Genomic DNA, 15,308 nt, shown 5'->3' with positions numbered 1-15,308 from the left:
CGGACATGCTGCTCGCCAACGGACTACGCAAGATCGACATCCAGGACCTGCTGGTCTTCCTCGAAATCCATGAGCGCCAGCACCTGGGCGAGGTGGCGGAGGTGCTGAATCTCAGTGCCTCCAGCGTCAGCTACAGCTTGAAGAAACTGCGCAGCACGCTGGACGACGAGCTGTTCATCGCCACCCGCAGCGGCATGCGCCCCACCCGCAAGGCCATGGCCATGCGCCCCCACGCCCGCGCCATGATCGAGCTGATGAACGCCTGCTTCAGCGAGGCCAACGCCTTCGACCCCAGCCAGGCCCCCCGCACCTTCCGGCTCTGCGCGCCGGAGTATTTCGAGCTGCTGATCCTGCCGCCTTTGCTGCGCCGGCTGAGCGATGCCGGCTACCCGGTGAGCCTCGACGTGCAGCGCCTGGGACGGGAAATCCCCGCCGAGGCGCTGGTCCACGGCGAACTGGACCTGGCCCTGGGCTTCGGCCCGCACCAGCACCGCGCCCATCCCGGGCTGGTGAGCCTGGCGCTGCTGAAGGACGACCTGCTCTGCGTACGCGCCGCCGGCACCGCATCGGTGGATGATCTGGATGCCTTCTGTGCGCGGCGCCAGGTATTTCCCACGCCCTGGGATTCGGACCGCAACATGATCGATGGCTGGCTGCAGCAGCAAGGCCGCTCGCGGCAGATCGCCGCCCGGACCAACAACTACCTGGCGGCCTTGCAGTTGATCCCCGCGAGCGAGCTGCTGATGGTCATGCCGGCGCGGGTTCACGAACACCTGGGCGACGCTCGCACCGCCACCAGCCGGCTGCCCGACCTGCCGAGCTTTTCCCTGGAGCTCCTCTGGGCGCAGCCTTTCGACCAGGATCCGGCGAATGTCTGGCTGAGGGAGCAGATCCTCAGCGTCTGCGCGGAGCAGTCACTGCTCTAGCCGGTCATCCACCACACGGCCGAGGAAACCCCGGCTGGCACTCAGTACTTCGGCCTGGGTCTCTTCGTGGGCGAGCATGCGCGCCACCACCAGGGCGCCGACGCACTGGGAAATCAGTGCCCAGGCCAGTTCGCCGTCTTCGAGGATTTCCGCCCAGGCCCGCTGCAGCTCCAGCATCCAGTGCTCGGCTTCCTCGCGTACCGGGAGGTCGGCACGGGCGATCTCCGCGCCCAGGGCCGGGATGGCGCAGCCCGTGTCGGGGTTCTGCAGATGGGCCATGCTCAGGTAACGGTCGAGGCAGCGTTCCAGCTTGTCGCGGCAGAAGCCTTCGCCACGCGCCACCTGGCCGATCAGGCTGCGTGACAGCTCGCGCTGGACGATAGCGGTGAAGAGGTCGTTCTTCGACGGGAAATGGCTGTAGAAGGCCCCGCCGGTCAGGCCGATGGCCTTCATCAGGCCGTCGACGCCGGTGGTGGAAAACCCGCCACTTTTGGCGATCGCACCGCTGCTTTCCAGCAGTTTCTGGCGGGTTTCTTCCTTGTGGGTGGCTGAATAACGCACGACGACCTCCGGTGGACTGGCTTGACGCGTTGGCGAGCATAGCATAACGTCCGTTCAGCTAACGATCGTTCAGTAAAGGTGAACAGCATGGCTAGCGAGACCGAAAACAAGAAAGTCGTACTGGTAATTGGTGCGGGCGACGCCACCGGCGGCGCCATCGCCCGGCGCTTCGCCCGCGAGGGCTATGTGGCCTGCGTGACCCGGCGCAGCGCCGACAAGCTGCAGCCGCTGGTGGATGCCATTCGCGCCGACGGTGGTGAGGCCCATGGCTTCGGCTCGGATGCGCGCAAGGAAGAGGACGTCGCCGAGCTGGTGGAAACCATCGAGCGGGACATCGGCCCGATCGAGGCCTTCGTCTTCAACATCGGCGCCAACGTGCCTTGCAGCATCCTCGAAGAGACCGCGCGCAAGTACTTCAAGATCTGGGAGATGGCCTGCTTCTCCGGCTTCCTTACCAGCCAGGCGGTGGCCAAGCGCATGGTCACTCGCGGGCGCGGCACCATCCTCTTCACCGGCGCCACCGCCGGCTTGCGTGGCGCCGCCGGCTTTGCCGCCTTCGCCGGCGCCAAGCACGGCATCCGCGCCCTGGCCCAGAGCATGGCGCGTGAGCTCGGGCCCCGGAACATCCACGTGGCCCACGTGGTGGTGGACGGCGCCATCGATACCGAGTTCATCCGCGAGAGCTTCCCCGAGCGCTATGCGCTGAAGGACCATGACGGCATCCTCGCCCCTGAACACATCGCCGAGAACTACTGGTATCTGCATAGCCAGCCGCGCGACGCCTGGACGTTCGAGCTGGATCTGCGGCCCTGGATGGAGAAGTGGTAAGCGCGCCCTGACTCGCCGCGCGATACCACATGACCTTTGAAAAGGAAGAGCAAAAGCATGACCAAGACCGTCGAATTCTTCTTCGACCTCGGCAGCCCGGCCAGTTACCTGGCCTGGACGCAGTTGCCGGGCATCTGTGCGCGCCATGGCGCGACACTGCGCTACCGCCCGATGCTGCTAGGCGGGGTATTCCAGGCCACCGGCAACGCGTCCCCGGCCGCGGTCCCGGCCAAGGCCCGCCACACCATGATCGACATGCAGCGCTTCGCCCGTCGCTACGGCGTGACGATGCATTTCAACCCGCACTTCCCCATCAACACCCTGACCCTGATGCGCGGCGCCATCGGCGTGCAGCTGCGCCAGCCGGAACGCTTCGAGGCCTATCTGGACGCCATGTTCCGCGCGCTCTGGCAGGACAAGCGCAATCTGGGCGACCCGGCCGTGGTGGCCACCGTCCTGCAGGATGCCGGCTTCGATCCCCAGGCGCTGCTGGCCCTGGTGGGTGATCAGGAGGTGAAGGACGCGCTGAAGGCTGCCACCGAGGAAGCGGTGAGGCGCGGCGTGTTCGGCGCGCCCACCTGCTTCGTCGGTGAGGAGATGTACTTCGGCCAGGACCGGCTGGACTTCGTCGAGGAAGCGCTGGCCTAGCCGGCAGCTTCCGAATTCGGCAGCGACGCCAGCAGGGCGGCATCCAGGCCGAGCATCCGTGCTGCCTTGTGCCGGGCGAGGCCGCTGGCGTCTTCGCCTTCGGGAAGCTCGGCCGCGAGCTTGGCGATGTGCACGATGAGCGCGTCCTTCGAGTAGACGCCACCGCCGAGCTGATAGGCGGCGGCGATCAACTGGCGCAGTTCCAGAGGCAGGCGCCAGCGGGTGCGCAAGGCCGAACCGAACGGCGCGCCATGGGTGCGCAGCGCGGCATCGACCTGCTCCTCGGTCAGTTCCTCTCCACCGCCGTCACGCCAGCCCTGGATGCTGCGCAGTACCGCGAGGTCTCCCAGCGCGTGCAGCAGCCCGGCGGTGTAGCAGCGCTCGCCATCCCCTTCCAGGCATTGCGCCAGCCAGCGCGCCAGCTCGGCGGTGCGTTGAGACTGTTGCCAGATGCGCTCGCCGTGGGGCACCAGCATGGGATCGCTGAGATTGACGCTGCGTTGCAGGGCCAGGCCCAGGGCCAGGTTAAGGCTGTGCTGGGGGCCGAGCCGGGACAGCGCCTGGGCGAGGGTCTGGCAACCGCTGCCCAGGTGCTGGGCGGCGCTGTTGGCGGCGGCGATCAGTTGGCCGGTGAGCTGCGGGTCCCGGTGGAACAGCGGCTCCAGCTCGGCAAGGTCGCGCGTGGGGGCATCCAGGGCCAGCCGCAGTGCGTCCAGCACCGTGGTCAGCAGGGGTGCTCCAGCGGAGGACTCGCGAGCCTCGGCCAGGTAGTCGTCCAGCGCTTGCTGGGTGGGGACCGATGGCACCGGGCAGGCGACCTCCTCACCCGGCTCCAACAGCAGGTTGCGCAGGCGCTTCAGCAGATCTTCGGCGTTGAACGGCTTGGCCAGGTAGGCAGTGGGGGCCAACGGCAGGGCGGCGCGAACGCTGGCCGCATCCACGCGTTCGGTGATGAGGAAGAATGGCACGGGCGGATGGCGCCGCTGGCGGCGCACTTCCCGCAGCAGTTCCAGTCCACCGACGCCGGGCAGGCCATAGTCGACGATCAGCAGATCCGGCCAGCCGGTGCTGCAATGCTCGAGCACGCTATGGCTGTCCTGCAGCACCGCCAACTGGGCATCGCAGCGCGCCTTGCGCACCAGCGCGACAAGCAGCTCGGCGCTCCAGCGATCGGGGTCGGCTATCAGCACCCTGGGTGCCCGTTCCATATCAGCCATGCGTGGCGATCCTGTTCCGCTCAACTCCCGGAAATTTCCTGTACCGCTCGTACAACTGCAACGAGCATTTCAGGAGACTAGACAATGCCGGGGCTGGCACGCCAGCCCGGACTGCATCAGGACAGCAGGCGTCCCGGCAACCGCTCCAGCAGCACGGGATCGAGGCGCAGCAGTCGGGCCGCGCGCTCGTCCATCAGGCTCGCCGGGACTTCGCCACGGGGAAGACGCAACAGCGCGGCGCAGAGGTTGAGCACCAGGGCTTCGCGGGAGAACACCCCGGCGCCCAGGCCGTGGAACGCAGCCACCAGCTCACGCAGGCCGAAGGGCAGGCGCCAGCGGATGCGCAGGGCCGAACCAAAGCCTGCCGAACGCCGTTGCATCACGTCCTGCAGCTCCTCGTTGCCCAGGCTGCCGCCGGCGTCCTGCCAGTCCTGCAGGCTGCGCAGCAGGGCCAGTTCGCCCATGTTGTGCAGCAGCCCGGCGGTGTAGCAGAGCTCGGCGTCCAGCTCCAGTTCGCTGGCCACCCAGTAGGCCAGTTCGGCGCTGCGCTGGGCGGCCTGCCAGACCAGATCGGCCAGCTCAGACAGGCGCGGGTCGCGCAAGCGGGCATTACGCTCCAGGGCCATGCCAAGCACGAGATTGAGCACACGGGTGACGCCCAGCCGCTGCATGGCCTGGGCCAGGGTCTGGCAGGGCATGCCCAGGTGCTGGGCCGCGCTGTTGGCAGCGGCGATCAGCCGCGCAGTGATCTGTGGGTCGCGGGAGAAGATTTCATCGAGGTCGCGCAGGTCTACCTGATCCGCCTGCAGGCACTGGCTCACGGCGTCGCGGACGTCGTCCAGCAAGGGCGCGCCCTGGCCCTCTTCGCGGACGCTGTCCAGGTATTCCTTCAGGCTGCTCACCAGCAAGGCCGGCGTTTGCTGTCCGGCCGCACCCTCACCGGCGGGCAACAGGGCGCCGAGACGCTTGCGCAGCTTGGCAGCATTGAAGGGTTTGCCGAGGTAGGCCGATGGCGCCAGCGGCCGCACGGCACGCACGCTGGCCGCATCGACGCGGGCACTGATCAGCACGAAAGGCAGGGACGGGGTACGTGGATGGCGGCGCAACTGGCGCAGCAGCTCCACGCCGTCGATCCCACCCAGTTCGCCGTCGGCAATTACCAATTCCGGCAACCGTCGCTTGCAGCGCGCCAGGGCCTCGAGGCCGTCGGCCACCTGCACCACTCGGACGTCATTGCGAATATCCAGGATCAGTTGCGCCAATAGATCCGACGTCCAGGGGTCGGCCTCGGCGATCAGGACTTCCGGAACCTGGGCGGTGGGCATGGGTACCTCGTGTGGGGCTGGGTCGCTCGTGAATAACCCTGCACTGGGCCAGGAACCGGCTGAAGGAGGGGCGGATTTGTCAGCATGAAAATGCAGCGCGCAGTCTAATTCTCGACCTGCACGCTGAATAGTGATCCAGACCAAGGTCGCTGGGGAAAGGCCCCTCGGATCGCGCTTGCCACCAGAGAACGGGCAAAAAAAGACCCGCCGAAGCGGGTCTCTTTTCACTACCTGGGGAATCAGGCCAGTTCGTCGAAGCACTCGGCGACAATGGCGATGCCCTTGTCCAGTTGTGCGTCGGGAATGGTGACCGGCATCAGGAAGCGGATGACGTTGTAGTAGGTGCCGCAAGACAGCAGGATCAGGCCCTTCTCGCGAGCCCTGGCCACGATCTTGCCAACCAGTTCGGCAGCCGGCTTGCTTTCGTCGCCGCCTTCGAACAGCTCGATGGCGACCATCGAACCCAGGCCACGAACGTCGCCGATGACCTTGTGCTTGGCTGCGATTTCACGCAGACCGGCCTTCAGGCGCTCGCCTACGGCCTGGCTGCGCTCCAGCAGTTTCTCTTCGTCGAACACTTTCAGCACGGCCAGGGCCGCGGCGCAGGCGATCGGGCTGCCGGCATAGGTGCCGCCCAGGCCGCCGGGAGCGATGCTGTCCATGACTTCGGCCTTGCCGACTACGCCGGAGATCGGGAAGCCACCGCCAACGGATTTGGCGAAGGTAGTCAGGTCAGGCACGACGCCCAGTTGCTCGGTGGCGAAGAAGGTGCCAGTACGGCCAGCGCCGGTCTGTACTTCGTCGGCGATCAGCAGGATGCCGTGCTGGTCGCACAGGGCGCGCAGACGCTGCATGAAGGCCTTGGAATTGACGTAGAAGCCACCCTCGCCCTGAACCGGCTCGATGATGATGGCAGCGATGTCTTGCGGCTGGGCGTCGTTCTTGAAGATGCGCTCGATGCTGGCGATGGAGTCGTCTTCGCTGATGCCGTGCAGTTCGCACGGAGCCAGGGCACGGAACACGCCACCCGGCATCAGGCCCATGCCGGCGGAGTACGGAACCACCTTGCCGGTCAGGGAAAGGGTCATCATGGTGCGGCCGTGGTAGGCGCCGGTGAATGCGATCACGCCGGCGCGGCCGGTGGCGGCACGGGCGATCTTCACGGCGTTCTCGACGGCTTCGGAGCCGGAGGTCACCAGCAGGGCCTTCTTGGCGAAGTCACCCGGTACGCGCTTGGCGATCTCTTCGCAGAGCTCGATGTAGGGCTCGTAGGCCAGAACCTGGAAGCAGGTGTGGGACAGCTTGGTCAGTTGCTCCTGCACGGCAGCGACGACTTTCGGATGCAGGTGGCCGGTGTTCAGTACGGCGATACCGCCGGCGAAATCGATGTACTCGCGGCCGTCGACGTCCCAGACGGTGGCGTTCTCGGCGCGCTCGGCGACGATCGGGTGGATCTGGCTGACACCGCGGGCAACGGCTGCGGCACGGCGTTTCAGCAGGGATTCGTTCTTGCTCATAAGTTCCTCACGGCCGCTCATCGGGCGGCTCAGTCTCAAGGATGAATGCCCCCGGTAGGGGCCGTCGCAGCATACGATGATCGACTGCGAGGGCTTGCCGGAGGCCCGTTTCTTCAAGGGTGGAGCTGGGGCGCCGCGCGCTCTTTCGCGCCTTGCCCCGTCTTTGGATCAGATACCGCCGAGGCAGAGATACTTGATCTCCAGGTAGTCCTCGATGCCGTATTTGGAACCTTCGCGACCCAGGCCGGAGGCCTTCACGCCGCCGAAGGGCGCCACTTCGTTGGAGATCAGGCCGGTATTGATACCCACCATGCCGTACTCCAGCGCCTCGGCCACGCGGAACACGCGGCCCAGGTCACGGGCGTAGAAATAGGAAGCCAGGCCGAACTCGGTGTCGTTCGCCATGGCGATGACGTCGGCCTCGTCCTTGAAGCGGAACAGCGGAGCCAGCGGGCCGAAGGTTTCTTCCTTGGCCACGGCAGCGTCCTTCGGCACGTCGACCAGGATGGTCGGCTCGAAGAAGGTGCCACCCAGGCTGTGCGGCTTGCCGCCGGCCAGCAGCTTGGCGCCCTTGGAAACGGCGTCGGCGATGTGCTCCTGGACCTTGGCCACGGCTTTCTCGTCGATCAGCGGGCCAGTGGTGGTGCCGTCTTCCAGGCCGTTGCCGATCTTCAGTTTGGCCACGGCGGCCTTCAGCTTCTCGGCGAAGGCGTCGTAGATGCCATCCTGCACGTACAGGCGGTTGGCGCAGACGCAGGTCTGGCCGTTGTTGCGGTACTTGGAGATCAGCGCGCCTTCGACGGCGGCGTCCAGGTCGGCGTCATCGAAGACGATGAAGGGTGCGTTGCCGCCCAGTTCCAGGGAAACCTTCTTGATGTCCTTGGCGCATTCGGCCATCAGCTGGCGACCGATCTCGGTGGAGCCGGTGAAGGACAGCTTGCGCACGACCGGGTTGCTGGTCAGTTCGCCGCCGACTTCGCCAGCGCTGCCGGTTACCACGCTCAGGACGCCTTTCGGGATGCCGGCGCGCTCGGCCAGTTCGACCAGGGCCAGGGCGGAGAACGGGGTCTGGGAAGCAGGCTTGATCACCATGGTGCAGCCGGCGGCCAGGGCCGGGCCAGCCTTGCGGGTGATCATCGCGGACGGGAAGTTCCACGGGGTGATCGCTGCGGTCACGCCGATGGGCTGCTTGATCACGATCAGGCGCTTGTCCGGCTGGTGGCCAGGGATCACGTCACCGTAGACGCGCTTGGCTTCTTCGGCGAACCACTCGATGAAAGACGCGGCGTAGGCAATCTCGCCCTTGGCTTCGGCCAGCGGCTTGCCCTGCTCGATGGTCATCAGGCGGCCGAGGTCGTCCTGGTTCTCCATCATCAGTTCGAACCAGCGACGCAGCTTGTTGGCGCGTTCCTTGGCGGTCAGCGCACGCCAGGCCGGCAGAGCACGCTCGGCAGCCTCGATGGCGCGGCGGGTCTCGGCGGTGCCCATCTTCGGCACGCTGCCGATGATTTCGCCAGTAGCCGGGTTGTTGACCTTGATGGTCTGGCCACTGTCCGCGTCCAGCCAGGTGCCGTCTATATAGGCTTGCTGGCGGAACAGCTTGGCGTCTTTCAATTGCATCTCTGTCTCCTTCACACCGGCGCTGCACGGGCGCCGGGGCAGGTTGTTGTTCTTCAGCCAATGCGGGATTGGCCAGGACGGAGTGATTGGAACGGCCCGGCTTATGGTGAGGCGAAGGGGCGTTTGAAATCTCAAACGGAATCCTAGGGTGCCGAAAACCTGAGGGCAATAGCCCGTTCGATAAAATCAACAAAAAGTCGCTACTGTTTGTCGAAATCCTGATCAAAGATGACCAGAAGCGGCACCATCGTTCAACATCACGAACAAGGTTATGCTGCATGGACGCAAGGGTCCGACATCGGTATCATGGCGCCGCCATACGCATCCGTAGCTCAGCTGGATAGAGTACTGCCCTCCGAAGGCAGGGGTCGTGGGTTCGAATCCCGCCGGATGCGCCATACATGAAAAGGCCCCTGGAGAAATCCAGGGGCCTTTTTCGTTTTCGTCGTCGTGAACCGGCAGGGACACCGGAGCGCCCCTGCCCGCCACTCACGCCGGCGACAGTCGCATGACCAGCTCGCGACCGATGATTTCACCGGTTTCCACAAAACCTTCGGCTGCGTAGAGCTGACGAGCACCGGTGTTCTCCGGAACCACGCCCAGGGCGACGCCAGGACCACCCGGCAGATCGCGCAGCAGGGCCACGGTGGCGCGCAAGGCGGCACGACCGTAGCCGCGCCCCTGATACTGCTGGTCGATCATCAGGCGATAGATCCAGCGACTGTTTTCGTCCGGATCGAGGGCATGCATCAGGAAACCGACCATCTCGCCACTGTCGGCGGCTCGAATCGCAAGAGGCTGACACCAGGGGCTTTCGGCGGCCTCCTGCAGGGATTCGGCATTGGTAGCGACGAAGTCTAACTGATCGTCCTGCACCCGCAGGGAACGGCAGTGCGCTTGCTCCTCAGGGGTGGCCAGTGGAACGAGGAGTACGCGGGGGTTGGAAATGGGCATGTTGGATTCTCCGCGGGGCCGCGAGGGCCCCTCCAGGATTTGGTAGACGGTTCTTCGGCGGAAAAATCGTTGGAAACCAGGTCATGGGAGCACCTCCTTGTTACGCGGATGAAGTAGGCGGGCGACCTGCCTGTCGACCCGGAAGCGGATTCTAACGGTGCCGGCGACACGGCCGGAAGCCCGGCAGGATACCGGTGGCGGCATCCGGGGAGTTGCCAGGATCAGTAGTCGCCGCGTTGTCCTGCAGGCCTTCTGCGAGTCGAACGGGTTCGCGGGGTGTTTTGATCTTCTCGATGACCAGACGCTTATCCCGAAGCACTCGCTGGCCATTCATCATGCGAAACGCGTTGGAGCCGAGATCCACGAAGGCAAACAGCGAAGCATCGCCTTTCATGCGGAGAGTCCCTGTCTGGCTGGCAAGCGGGCGGCTGCGGCGACCGTCCGTGAACATATGAAAAGGACGGGAAATGTTGCCGCGCAGCCCAAGACACTTCGATGGTAGGCCAGGGGGGAGCCGCCAGTTGGTGGCTGGCCCTTCGGGTCAGGCGAGGGGAATAACAGCGCAGCGGTACCGAAGCCAGACGCCTCAGCCCGCCAGCTCTCTGCAGAGGTCCTGGACCAGCCAGCTTTCGACTTCGGCCTGGGAAAGCCCCAGCCCGATCAAACCGAACAACTTGCCCAGGGCGGCTTCCCGGGTCATCCCGGCGCAGGAAACCAGTCCGGTACTGGCAAGCAGGCTGCCAGCGGCATAGATGTCGAACTCGACAGATCCTTCGGGGCATTGGCTGATCGCTGCCAGCACCACGCCCCGCGCATGGGCGTCCTTCAAGGCTTTAAGCAACTCGGCGTCGGCGGATGGACCGGTACCACTGCCGTAGCATTCCAGCAGCACGCCCTGGACGCCGCTTTCCAGTAGTGCGCGCATCTGGGGCGCGCCGAGGCCGGGAAACAGCGGCTGCACTGCCAGTACTACCGGACGACGCGGATGGCGATAGTTGAGGGCATCAGGAACGCTGTTGGCACGCGTACCGCGCGTCGGACGCCGTGATTCGGTGAAGGCGTCGAAGGCATCGCTCTTCTGCTTGCCAGCCCGGGTTCCTGGCAATAGATGGCCATTGAAATAGAGGTATACACCAGGTTCGATGCCGGTATGAAGTCGCTCCAGGGCGCCGAAGAGATTGGGCCAGGCATCGCCACCTTCAACGCCTGCTGGCTGCATGGAACCGGTCAGCACCACAGGTACGGGCAACCCCAGGAGCAGGAAGGAGAGGCTGGCGGCACTGTAGGCCAGGGTGTCCGTGCCATGCAGGAGCAGGACGGCATCGCAGCCGTGCCTTTCCACGCCTTCGACGATCGCATCCCGCATCTGCAGCCAGTTGGTCTGGGTCATGTTGGCGCTGTCGAGGATTGGCGACAGCTCGCGGAATATCCAATCAGGAACGAGCCGCTCCGGGTTGGCAGCCTGCTCGGCTCTCAGCCGCACTTCGAAGCCGGAAGCGGGTGCGAGGCCTGCGTCGGTCATCTGCATGCCGATGGTGCCCCCGGTATAGAGCACCAGGAGCTTGCGGGAGGGGGACATGGTTTCTCCGTTATTGTTGTACTGCAGTCCCAGCCATCCTAATCCCGCTCGGGGCCCTGGCCTACGGGCTTTTGGGTGTATTTCGCAACCCGCTGTTTTTCTCACGCGCAAAGACAAACCCCCGACACGCCTGGGCGTATCGGGGGTTTGGGATAGAAGCTTGACGATGACCTACTCTCACATGGAGAAGCTCCACACTACCATCGGCGATGCGTCGTTTCACTGCTGAGTTCGGGATGGGATCAGGTGGTTCCAACGCTCTATGGTCGTCAAGCAATTCGGTTGGGGCATCGTCTGGGACGCTACCCCGAATCAGGTATGTGACAGTCTGTTTGCGGTTCAGGCCAATTTTCGGTCTGTCGACTTCACCAGTCGCACCCACAATCACCAGATTGTTTGGGTGTTATATGGTCAAGCCTCACGGGCAATTAGTATTGGTTAGCTCAACGCCTCACAGCGCTTACACACCCAACCTATCAACGTCGTAGTCTTCGACGGCCCTTCAGGGGATTCAAGATCCCAGTGAGATCTCATCTTGAGGCGAGTTTCCCGCTTAGATGCTTTCAGCGGTTATCTCTTCCGAACATAGCTACCCGGCAATGCCACTGGCGTGACAACCGGAACACCAGAGGTTCGTCCACTCCGGTCCTCTCGTACTAGGAGCAGCCCCTCTCAAATCTCAAACGTCCACGGCAGATAGGGACCGAACTGTCTCACGACGTTCTAAACCCAGCTCGCGTACCACTTTAAATGGCGAACAGCCATACCCTTGGGACCGGCTTCAGCCCCAGGATGTGATGAGCCGACATCGAGGTGCCAAACACCGCCGTCGATATGAACTCTTGGGCGGTATCAGCCTGTTATCCCCGGAGTACCTTTTATCCGTTGAGCGATGGCCCTTCCATACAGAACCACCGGATCACTAAGACCTACTTTCGTACCTGCTCGACGTGTCTGTCTCGCAGTCAAGCGCGCTTTTGCCTTTATACTCTGCGACCGATTTCCGACCGGTCTGAGCGCACCTTCGTACTCCTCCGTTACTCTTTAGGAGGAGACCGCCCCAGTCAAACTGCCCACCATACACTGTCCTCGATCCGGATGACGGACCAGAGTTAGAACCTCAAGCATGCCAGGGTGGTATTTCAAGGATGGCTCCACGAGAACTGGCGTCCTCGCTTCAAAGCCTCCCACCTATCCTACACAAGCAGGCTCAAAGTCCAGTGCAAAGCTACAGTAAAGGTTCACGGGGTCTTTCCGTCTAGCCGCGGATACACTGCATCTTCACAGCGATTTCAATTTCACTGAGTCTCGGGTGGAGACAGCGCCGCCATCGTTACGCCATTCGTGCAGGTCGGAACTTACCCGACAAGGAATTTCGCTACCTTAGGACCGTTATAGTTACGGCCGCCGTTTACCGGGGCTTCGATCAAGAGCTTCGCTTGCGCTAACCCCATCAATTAACCTTCCGGCACCGGGCAGGCGTCACACCCTATACGTCCACTTTCGTGTTTGCAGAGTGCTGTGTTTTTAATAAACAGTCGCAGCGGCCTGGTATCTTCGACCGGCATGGGCTTACCGAGTAAATCGTTCACCCTCACCGGCGCACCTTCTCCCGAAGTTACGGTGCCATTTTGCCTAGTTCCTTCACCCGAGTTCTCTCAAGCGCCTTGGTATTCTCTACCCAACCACCTGTGTCGGTTTGGGGTACGGTTCCTAGTTACCTGAAGCTTAGAAGCTTTTCCTGGAAGCATGGCATCAACCACTTCGTGTTCTAGAAGAACACTCGTCATCAGCTCTCGGCCTTGAACACCCGGATTTGCCTAAGTGTTCGGCCTACCACCTTAAACTTGGACAACCAACGCCAAGCTGGCCTAGCCTTCTCCGTCCCTCCATCGCAGTAACTAGAAGTGCGGGAATATTAACCCGCTTCCCATCGACTACGCATTTCTGCCTCGCCTTAGGGGCCGACTCACCCTGCGTCGATTAACGTTGCGCAGGAACCCTTGGTCTTTCGGCGTGCGAGTTTTTCACTCGCATTGTCGTTACTCATGTCAGCATTCGCACTTCTGATACCTCCAGCAAGCTTCTCAACTCACCTTCACAGGCTTACAGAACGCTCCTCTACCGCTCGTCTTACGACGAACCCGTAGCTTCGGTGTCTAGTTTGAGCCCCGTTACATCTTCCGCGCAGGCCGACTCGACTAGTGAGCTATTACGCTTTCTTTAAAGGATGGCTGCTTCTAAGCCAACCTCCTAGCTGTCTAAGCCTTCCCACATCGTTTCCCACTTAACTAGAACTTTGGGACCTTAGCTGACGGTCTGGGTTGTTTCCCTTTTCACGACGGACGTTAGCACCCGCCGTGTGTCTCCCACGCTGACACTTCCAGGTATTCGGAGTTTGCATCGGTTTGGTAAGTCGGGATGACCCCCTAGCCGAAACAGTGCTCTACCCCCTGGAGTGATACGTGAGGCGCTACCTAAATAGCTTTCGAGGAGAACCAGCTATCTCCGAGCTTGATTAGCCTTTCACTCCGATCCACAGGTCATCCGCTAACTTTTCAACGGTAGTCGGTTCGGTCCTCCAGTCAGTGTTACCTAACCTTCAACCTGCCCATGGATAGATCGCCCGGTTTCGGGTCTATACCCAGCGACTAAACGCCCTATTAAGACTCGCTTTCGCTACGCCTCCCCTATACGGTTAAGCTCGCCACTGAATATAAGTCGCTGACCCATTATACAAAAGGTACGCAGTCACCTAACAAAGTAGGCTCCCACTGCTTGTACGCATACGGTTTCAGGTTCTATTTCACTCCCCTCTCCGGGGTTCTTTTCGCCTTTCCCTCACGGTACTGGTTCACTATCGGTCAGTCAGTAGTATTTAGCCTTGGAGGATGGTCCCCCCATATTCAGACAAAGTTTCACGTGCTCCGTCCTACTCGATTTCACTTCCTGGACCCTTTCGCGTACGGGGCTATCACCCACTATGGCCGCACTTTCCAGAGCGTTCCGCTAAAATCCAAGAAGCTTAAGGGCTAGTCCCCGTTCGCTCGCCACTACTAAGGGAATCTCGGTTGATTTCTGTTCCTCAGGGTACTTAGATGTTTCAGTTCCCCTGGTTCGCCTCTTGCACCTATGGATTCAGTACAAGATACCTAGGTTATCCTAGGTGGGTTCCCCCATTCAGAGATCTCCGGATCAAAGTCTGTTTGCCGACTCCCCGAAGCTTATCGCAGGCTACCACGTCTTTCATCGCCTCTGACTGCCAAGGCATCCACCGTATGCGCTTCTTCACTTGACCATATAACCCCAAGCAATCTGCCTGCGATCATAGGGGTGAAGACGACATTCGCCGAAAATTCGCGCTTGAACTCGCAAATTTTGCCTTGAATTATTGAGTGCAGTGAAACACCCAATAAGTCACTTCTATCACATACCCGAATTTTTAAAGAACGATTCTGAAACAAAGTTCAGAATTCAATATCCAACCACGGATATTCAATTCTGAGCTCTTGGTCTGCCTAACTGAGAGTGGTGGAGCCAAGGAGGATCGAACTCCTGACCTCCTGCGTGCAAAGCAGGCGCTCTCCCAGCTGAGCTATGGCCCCAATGTCAACCGGTCATTCGACCCCGCGACAATTGGTGGGTCTGGGCAGATTCGAACTGCCGACCTCACCCTTATCAGGGGTGCGCTCTAACCAACTGAGCTACAGACCCAATCGCCTTCGCAATTGAATCAAGCAATTCGTGTGGGAACTTATGAAGAAGCTGATGTCTTCGATTAAGGAGGTGATCCAGCCGCAGGTTCCCCTACGGCTACCTTGTTACGACTTCACCCCAGTCATGAATCACTCCGTGGTAACCGTCCCCCTTGCGGTTAGACTAGCTACTTCTGGAGCAACCCACTCCCATGGTGTGACGGGCGGTGTGTACAAGGCCCGGGAACGTATTCACCGTGACATTCTGATTCACGATTACTAGCGATTCCGACTTCACGCAGTCGAGTTGCAGACTGCGATCCGGACTACGATCGGTTTTATGGGATTAGCTCCACCTCGCGGCTTGGCAACCCTTTGTACCGACCATTGTAGCACGTGTGTAGCCCTGGCCGTAAGGGCCATGATGACTTGACGTCA

Annotated in this window: 10 protein-coding genes, 3 tRNA genes, 3 rRNA genes and 1 pseudogene (1 of these 17 cut by a window edge); 4 read left to right on the top strand and 13 right to left on the bottom strand. The window is 62.0% G+C overall.

Features of this window, described 5'->3' with window-relative positions; all coding sequences use genetic code 11:
* Positions 1–5: 5 nt before the first annotated feature.
* Positions 6–926 carry a LysR family transcriptional regulator gene (locus tag FXN65_RS00775; protein WP_151131193.1) on the top strand — a complete coding sequence of 307 codons (921 nt, stop codon included), beginning with the start codon at positions 6–8 and terminating at the stop codon, positions 924–926.
* Here the strand turns inward: FXN65_RS00775 and FXN65_RS00770 are convergent.
* Positions 915–1,487: a TetR/AcrR family transcriptional regulator gene (locus FXN65_RS00770; protein WP_151131192.1), complete on the bottom strand. Its 573-nt coding sequence runs from the start codon at positions 1,485–1,487 to the stop codon at positions 915–917. The two genes, FXN65_RS00775 and FXN65_RS00770, sit on opposite strands and share 12 nt — an antisense overlap.
* A gap of 87 nt (positions 1,488–1,574) precedes the next feature.
* Between FXN65_RS00770 and FXN65_RS00765 the strand changes: the two genes are divergently transcribed.
* Entirely contained in the window at positions 1,575–2,315 is a 741-nt protein-coding gene (locus tag FXN65_RS00765; RefSeq protein ID WP_151131191.1) for an SDR family oxidoreductase, read from the top strand.
* A gap of 57 nt (positions 2,316–2,372) precedes the next feature.
* Entirely contained in the window at positions 2,373–2,963 is a 591-nt protein-coding gene (locus FXN65_RS00760) for a 2-hydroxychromene-2-carboxylate isomerase (RefSeq protein ID WP_151131190.1), read from the top strand.
* Here the strand turns inward: FXN65_RS00760 and FXN65_RS00755 are convergent.
* From FXN65_RS00755 to gabD, 4 genes are all read right to left on the bottom strand, one after another.
* Positions 2,960–4,180, bottom strand: a complete 1,221-nt coding sequence (locus tag FXN65_RS00755; RefSeq protein ID WP_151131189.1) for an HDOD domain-containing protein — start codon at positions 4,178–4,180, stop codon at positions 2,960–2,962. The two genes, FXN65_RS00760 and FXN65_RS00755, sit on opposite strands and share 4 nt — an antisense overlap.
* Positions 4,181–4,296: 116 nt before the next feature.
* Positions 4,297–5,505 (bottom strand): HDOD domain-containing protein, encoded by a 1,209-nt coding sequence (locus tag FXN65_RS00750; protein WP_151131188.1) that lies wholly within the window; start codon positions 5,503–5,505, stop codon positions 4,297–4,299.
* A 239-nt stretch (positions 5,506–5,744) separates the two neighbouring features.
* Positions 5,745–7,022, bottom strand: a complete 1,278-nt coding sequence (gene gabT, locus FXN65_RS00745) for a 4-aminobutyrate--2-oxoglutarate transaminase (protein WP_151131187.1) — start codon at positions 7,020–7,022, stop codon at positions 5,745–5,747.
* Between the two features lie 168 nt (positions 7,023–7,190).
* Positions 7,191–8,642 (bottom strand): NADP-dependent succinate-semialdehyde dehydrogenase, encoded by a 1,452-nt coding sequence (gene gabD, locus FXN65_RS00740; RefSeq protein WP_151131186.1) that lies wholly within the window; start codon positions 8,640–8,642, stop codon positions 7,191–7,193.
* A 321-nt stretch (positions 8,643–8,963) separates the two neighbouring features.
* On the opposite strand from gabD, the gene FXN65_RS00735 reads away from it, so the two are divergent.
* Positions 8,964–9,040 (top strand) — tRNA-Arg (locus tag FXN65_RS00735).
* A 91-nt stretch (positions 9,041–9,131) separates the two neighbouring features.
* On the opposite strand, the gene FXN65_RS00730 is transcribed toward FXN65_RS00735, so the two are convergent.
* From FXN65_RS00730 to FXN65_RS00695, 8 genes and pseudogenes are all read right to left on the bottom strand, one after another.
* A complete protein-coding gene (locus FXN65_RS00730) occupies positions 9,132–9,596 on the bottom strand; it encodes a GNAT family N-acetyltransferase (protein WP_244620703.1) in 465 nt (154 codons plus the stop codon).
* 232 nt (positions 9,597–9,828) lie between these two features.
* Positions 9,829–9,990 (bottom strand): annotated as a pseudogene (locus FXN65_RS00725) (Ppx/GppA family phosphatase); the annotation flags it as partial.
* Positions 9,991–10,182: 192 nt separating this feature from the next.
* Positions 10,183–11,175: an asparaginase gene (locus tag FXN65_RS00720; RefSeq protein WP_151131184.1), complete on the bottom strand. Its 993-nt coding sequence runs from the start codon at positions 11,173–11,175 to the stop codon at positions 10,183–10,185.
* Positions 11,176–11,333: 158 nt separating this feature from the next.
* Positions 11,334–11,449: ribosomal RNA gene (rrf, locus tag FXN65_RS00715) — 5S ribosomal RNA — on the bottom strand.
* Between the two features lie 133 nt (positions 11,450–11,582).
* Positions 11,583–14,473 (bottom strand): 23S ribosomal RNA (locus FXN65_RS00710).
* A 231-nt stretch (positions 14,474–14,704) separates the two neighbouring features.
* Positions 14,705–14,780, bottom strand: a tRNA-Ala gene (locus tag FXN65_RS00705).
* 32 nt (positions 14,781–14,812) lie between these two features.
* Positions 14,813–14,889 (bottom strand) — tRNA-Ile (locus tag FXN65_RS00700).
* Positions 14,890–14,954: 65 nt separating this feature from the next.
* Positions 14,955–15,308, bottom strand: a 16S ribosomal RNA gene (locus tag FXN65_RS00695); it runs 1,182 nt beyond the window's last position.
* Together the 16S, 23S and 5S rRNA genes with 2 tRNA genes alongside form the textbook arrangement of a ribosomal RNA operon.

Origin of the sequence: Pseudomonas lalkuanensis (assembly GCF_008807375.1) — a bacterium.
GTDB classification, from domain to species: Bacteria; Pseudomonadota; Gammaproteobacteria; order Pseudomonadales; family Pseudomonadaceae; genus Metapseudomonas; species Metapseudomonas lalkuanensis.
The sequence above is the reverse complement of the archived record's forward strand: the minus strand, read 5'-3'. Positions and strand labels throughout refer to the sequence as shown.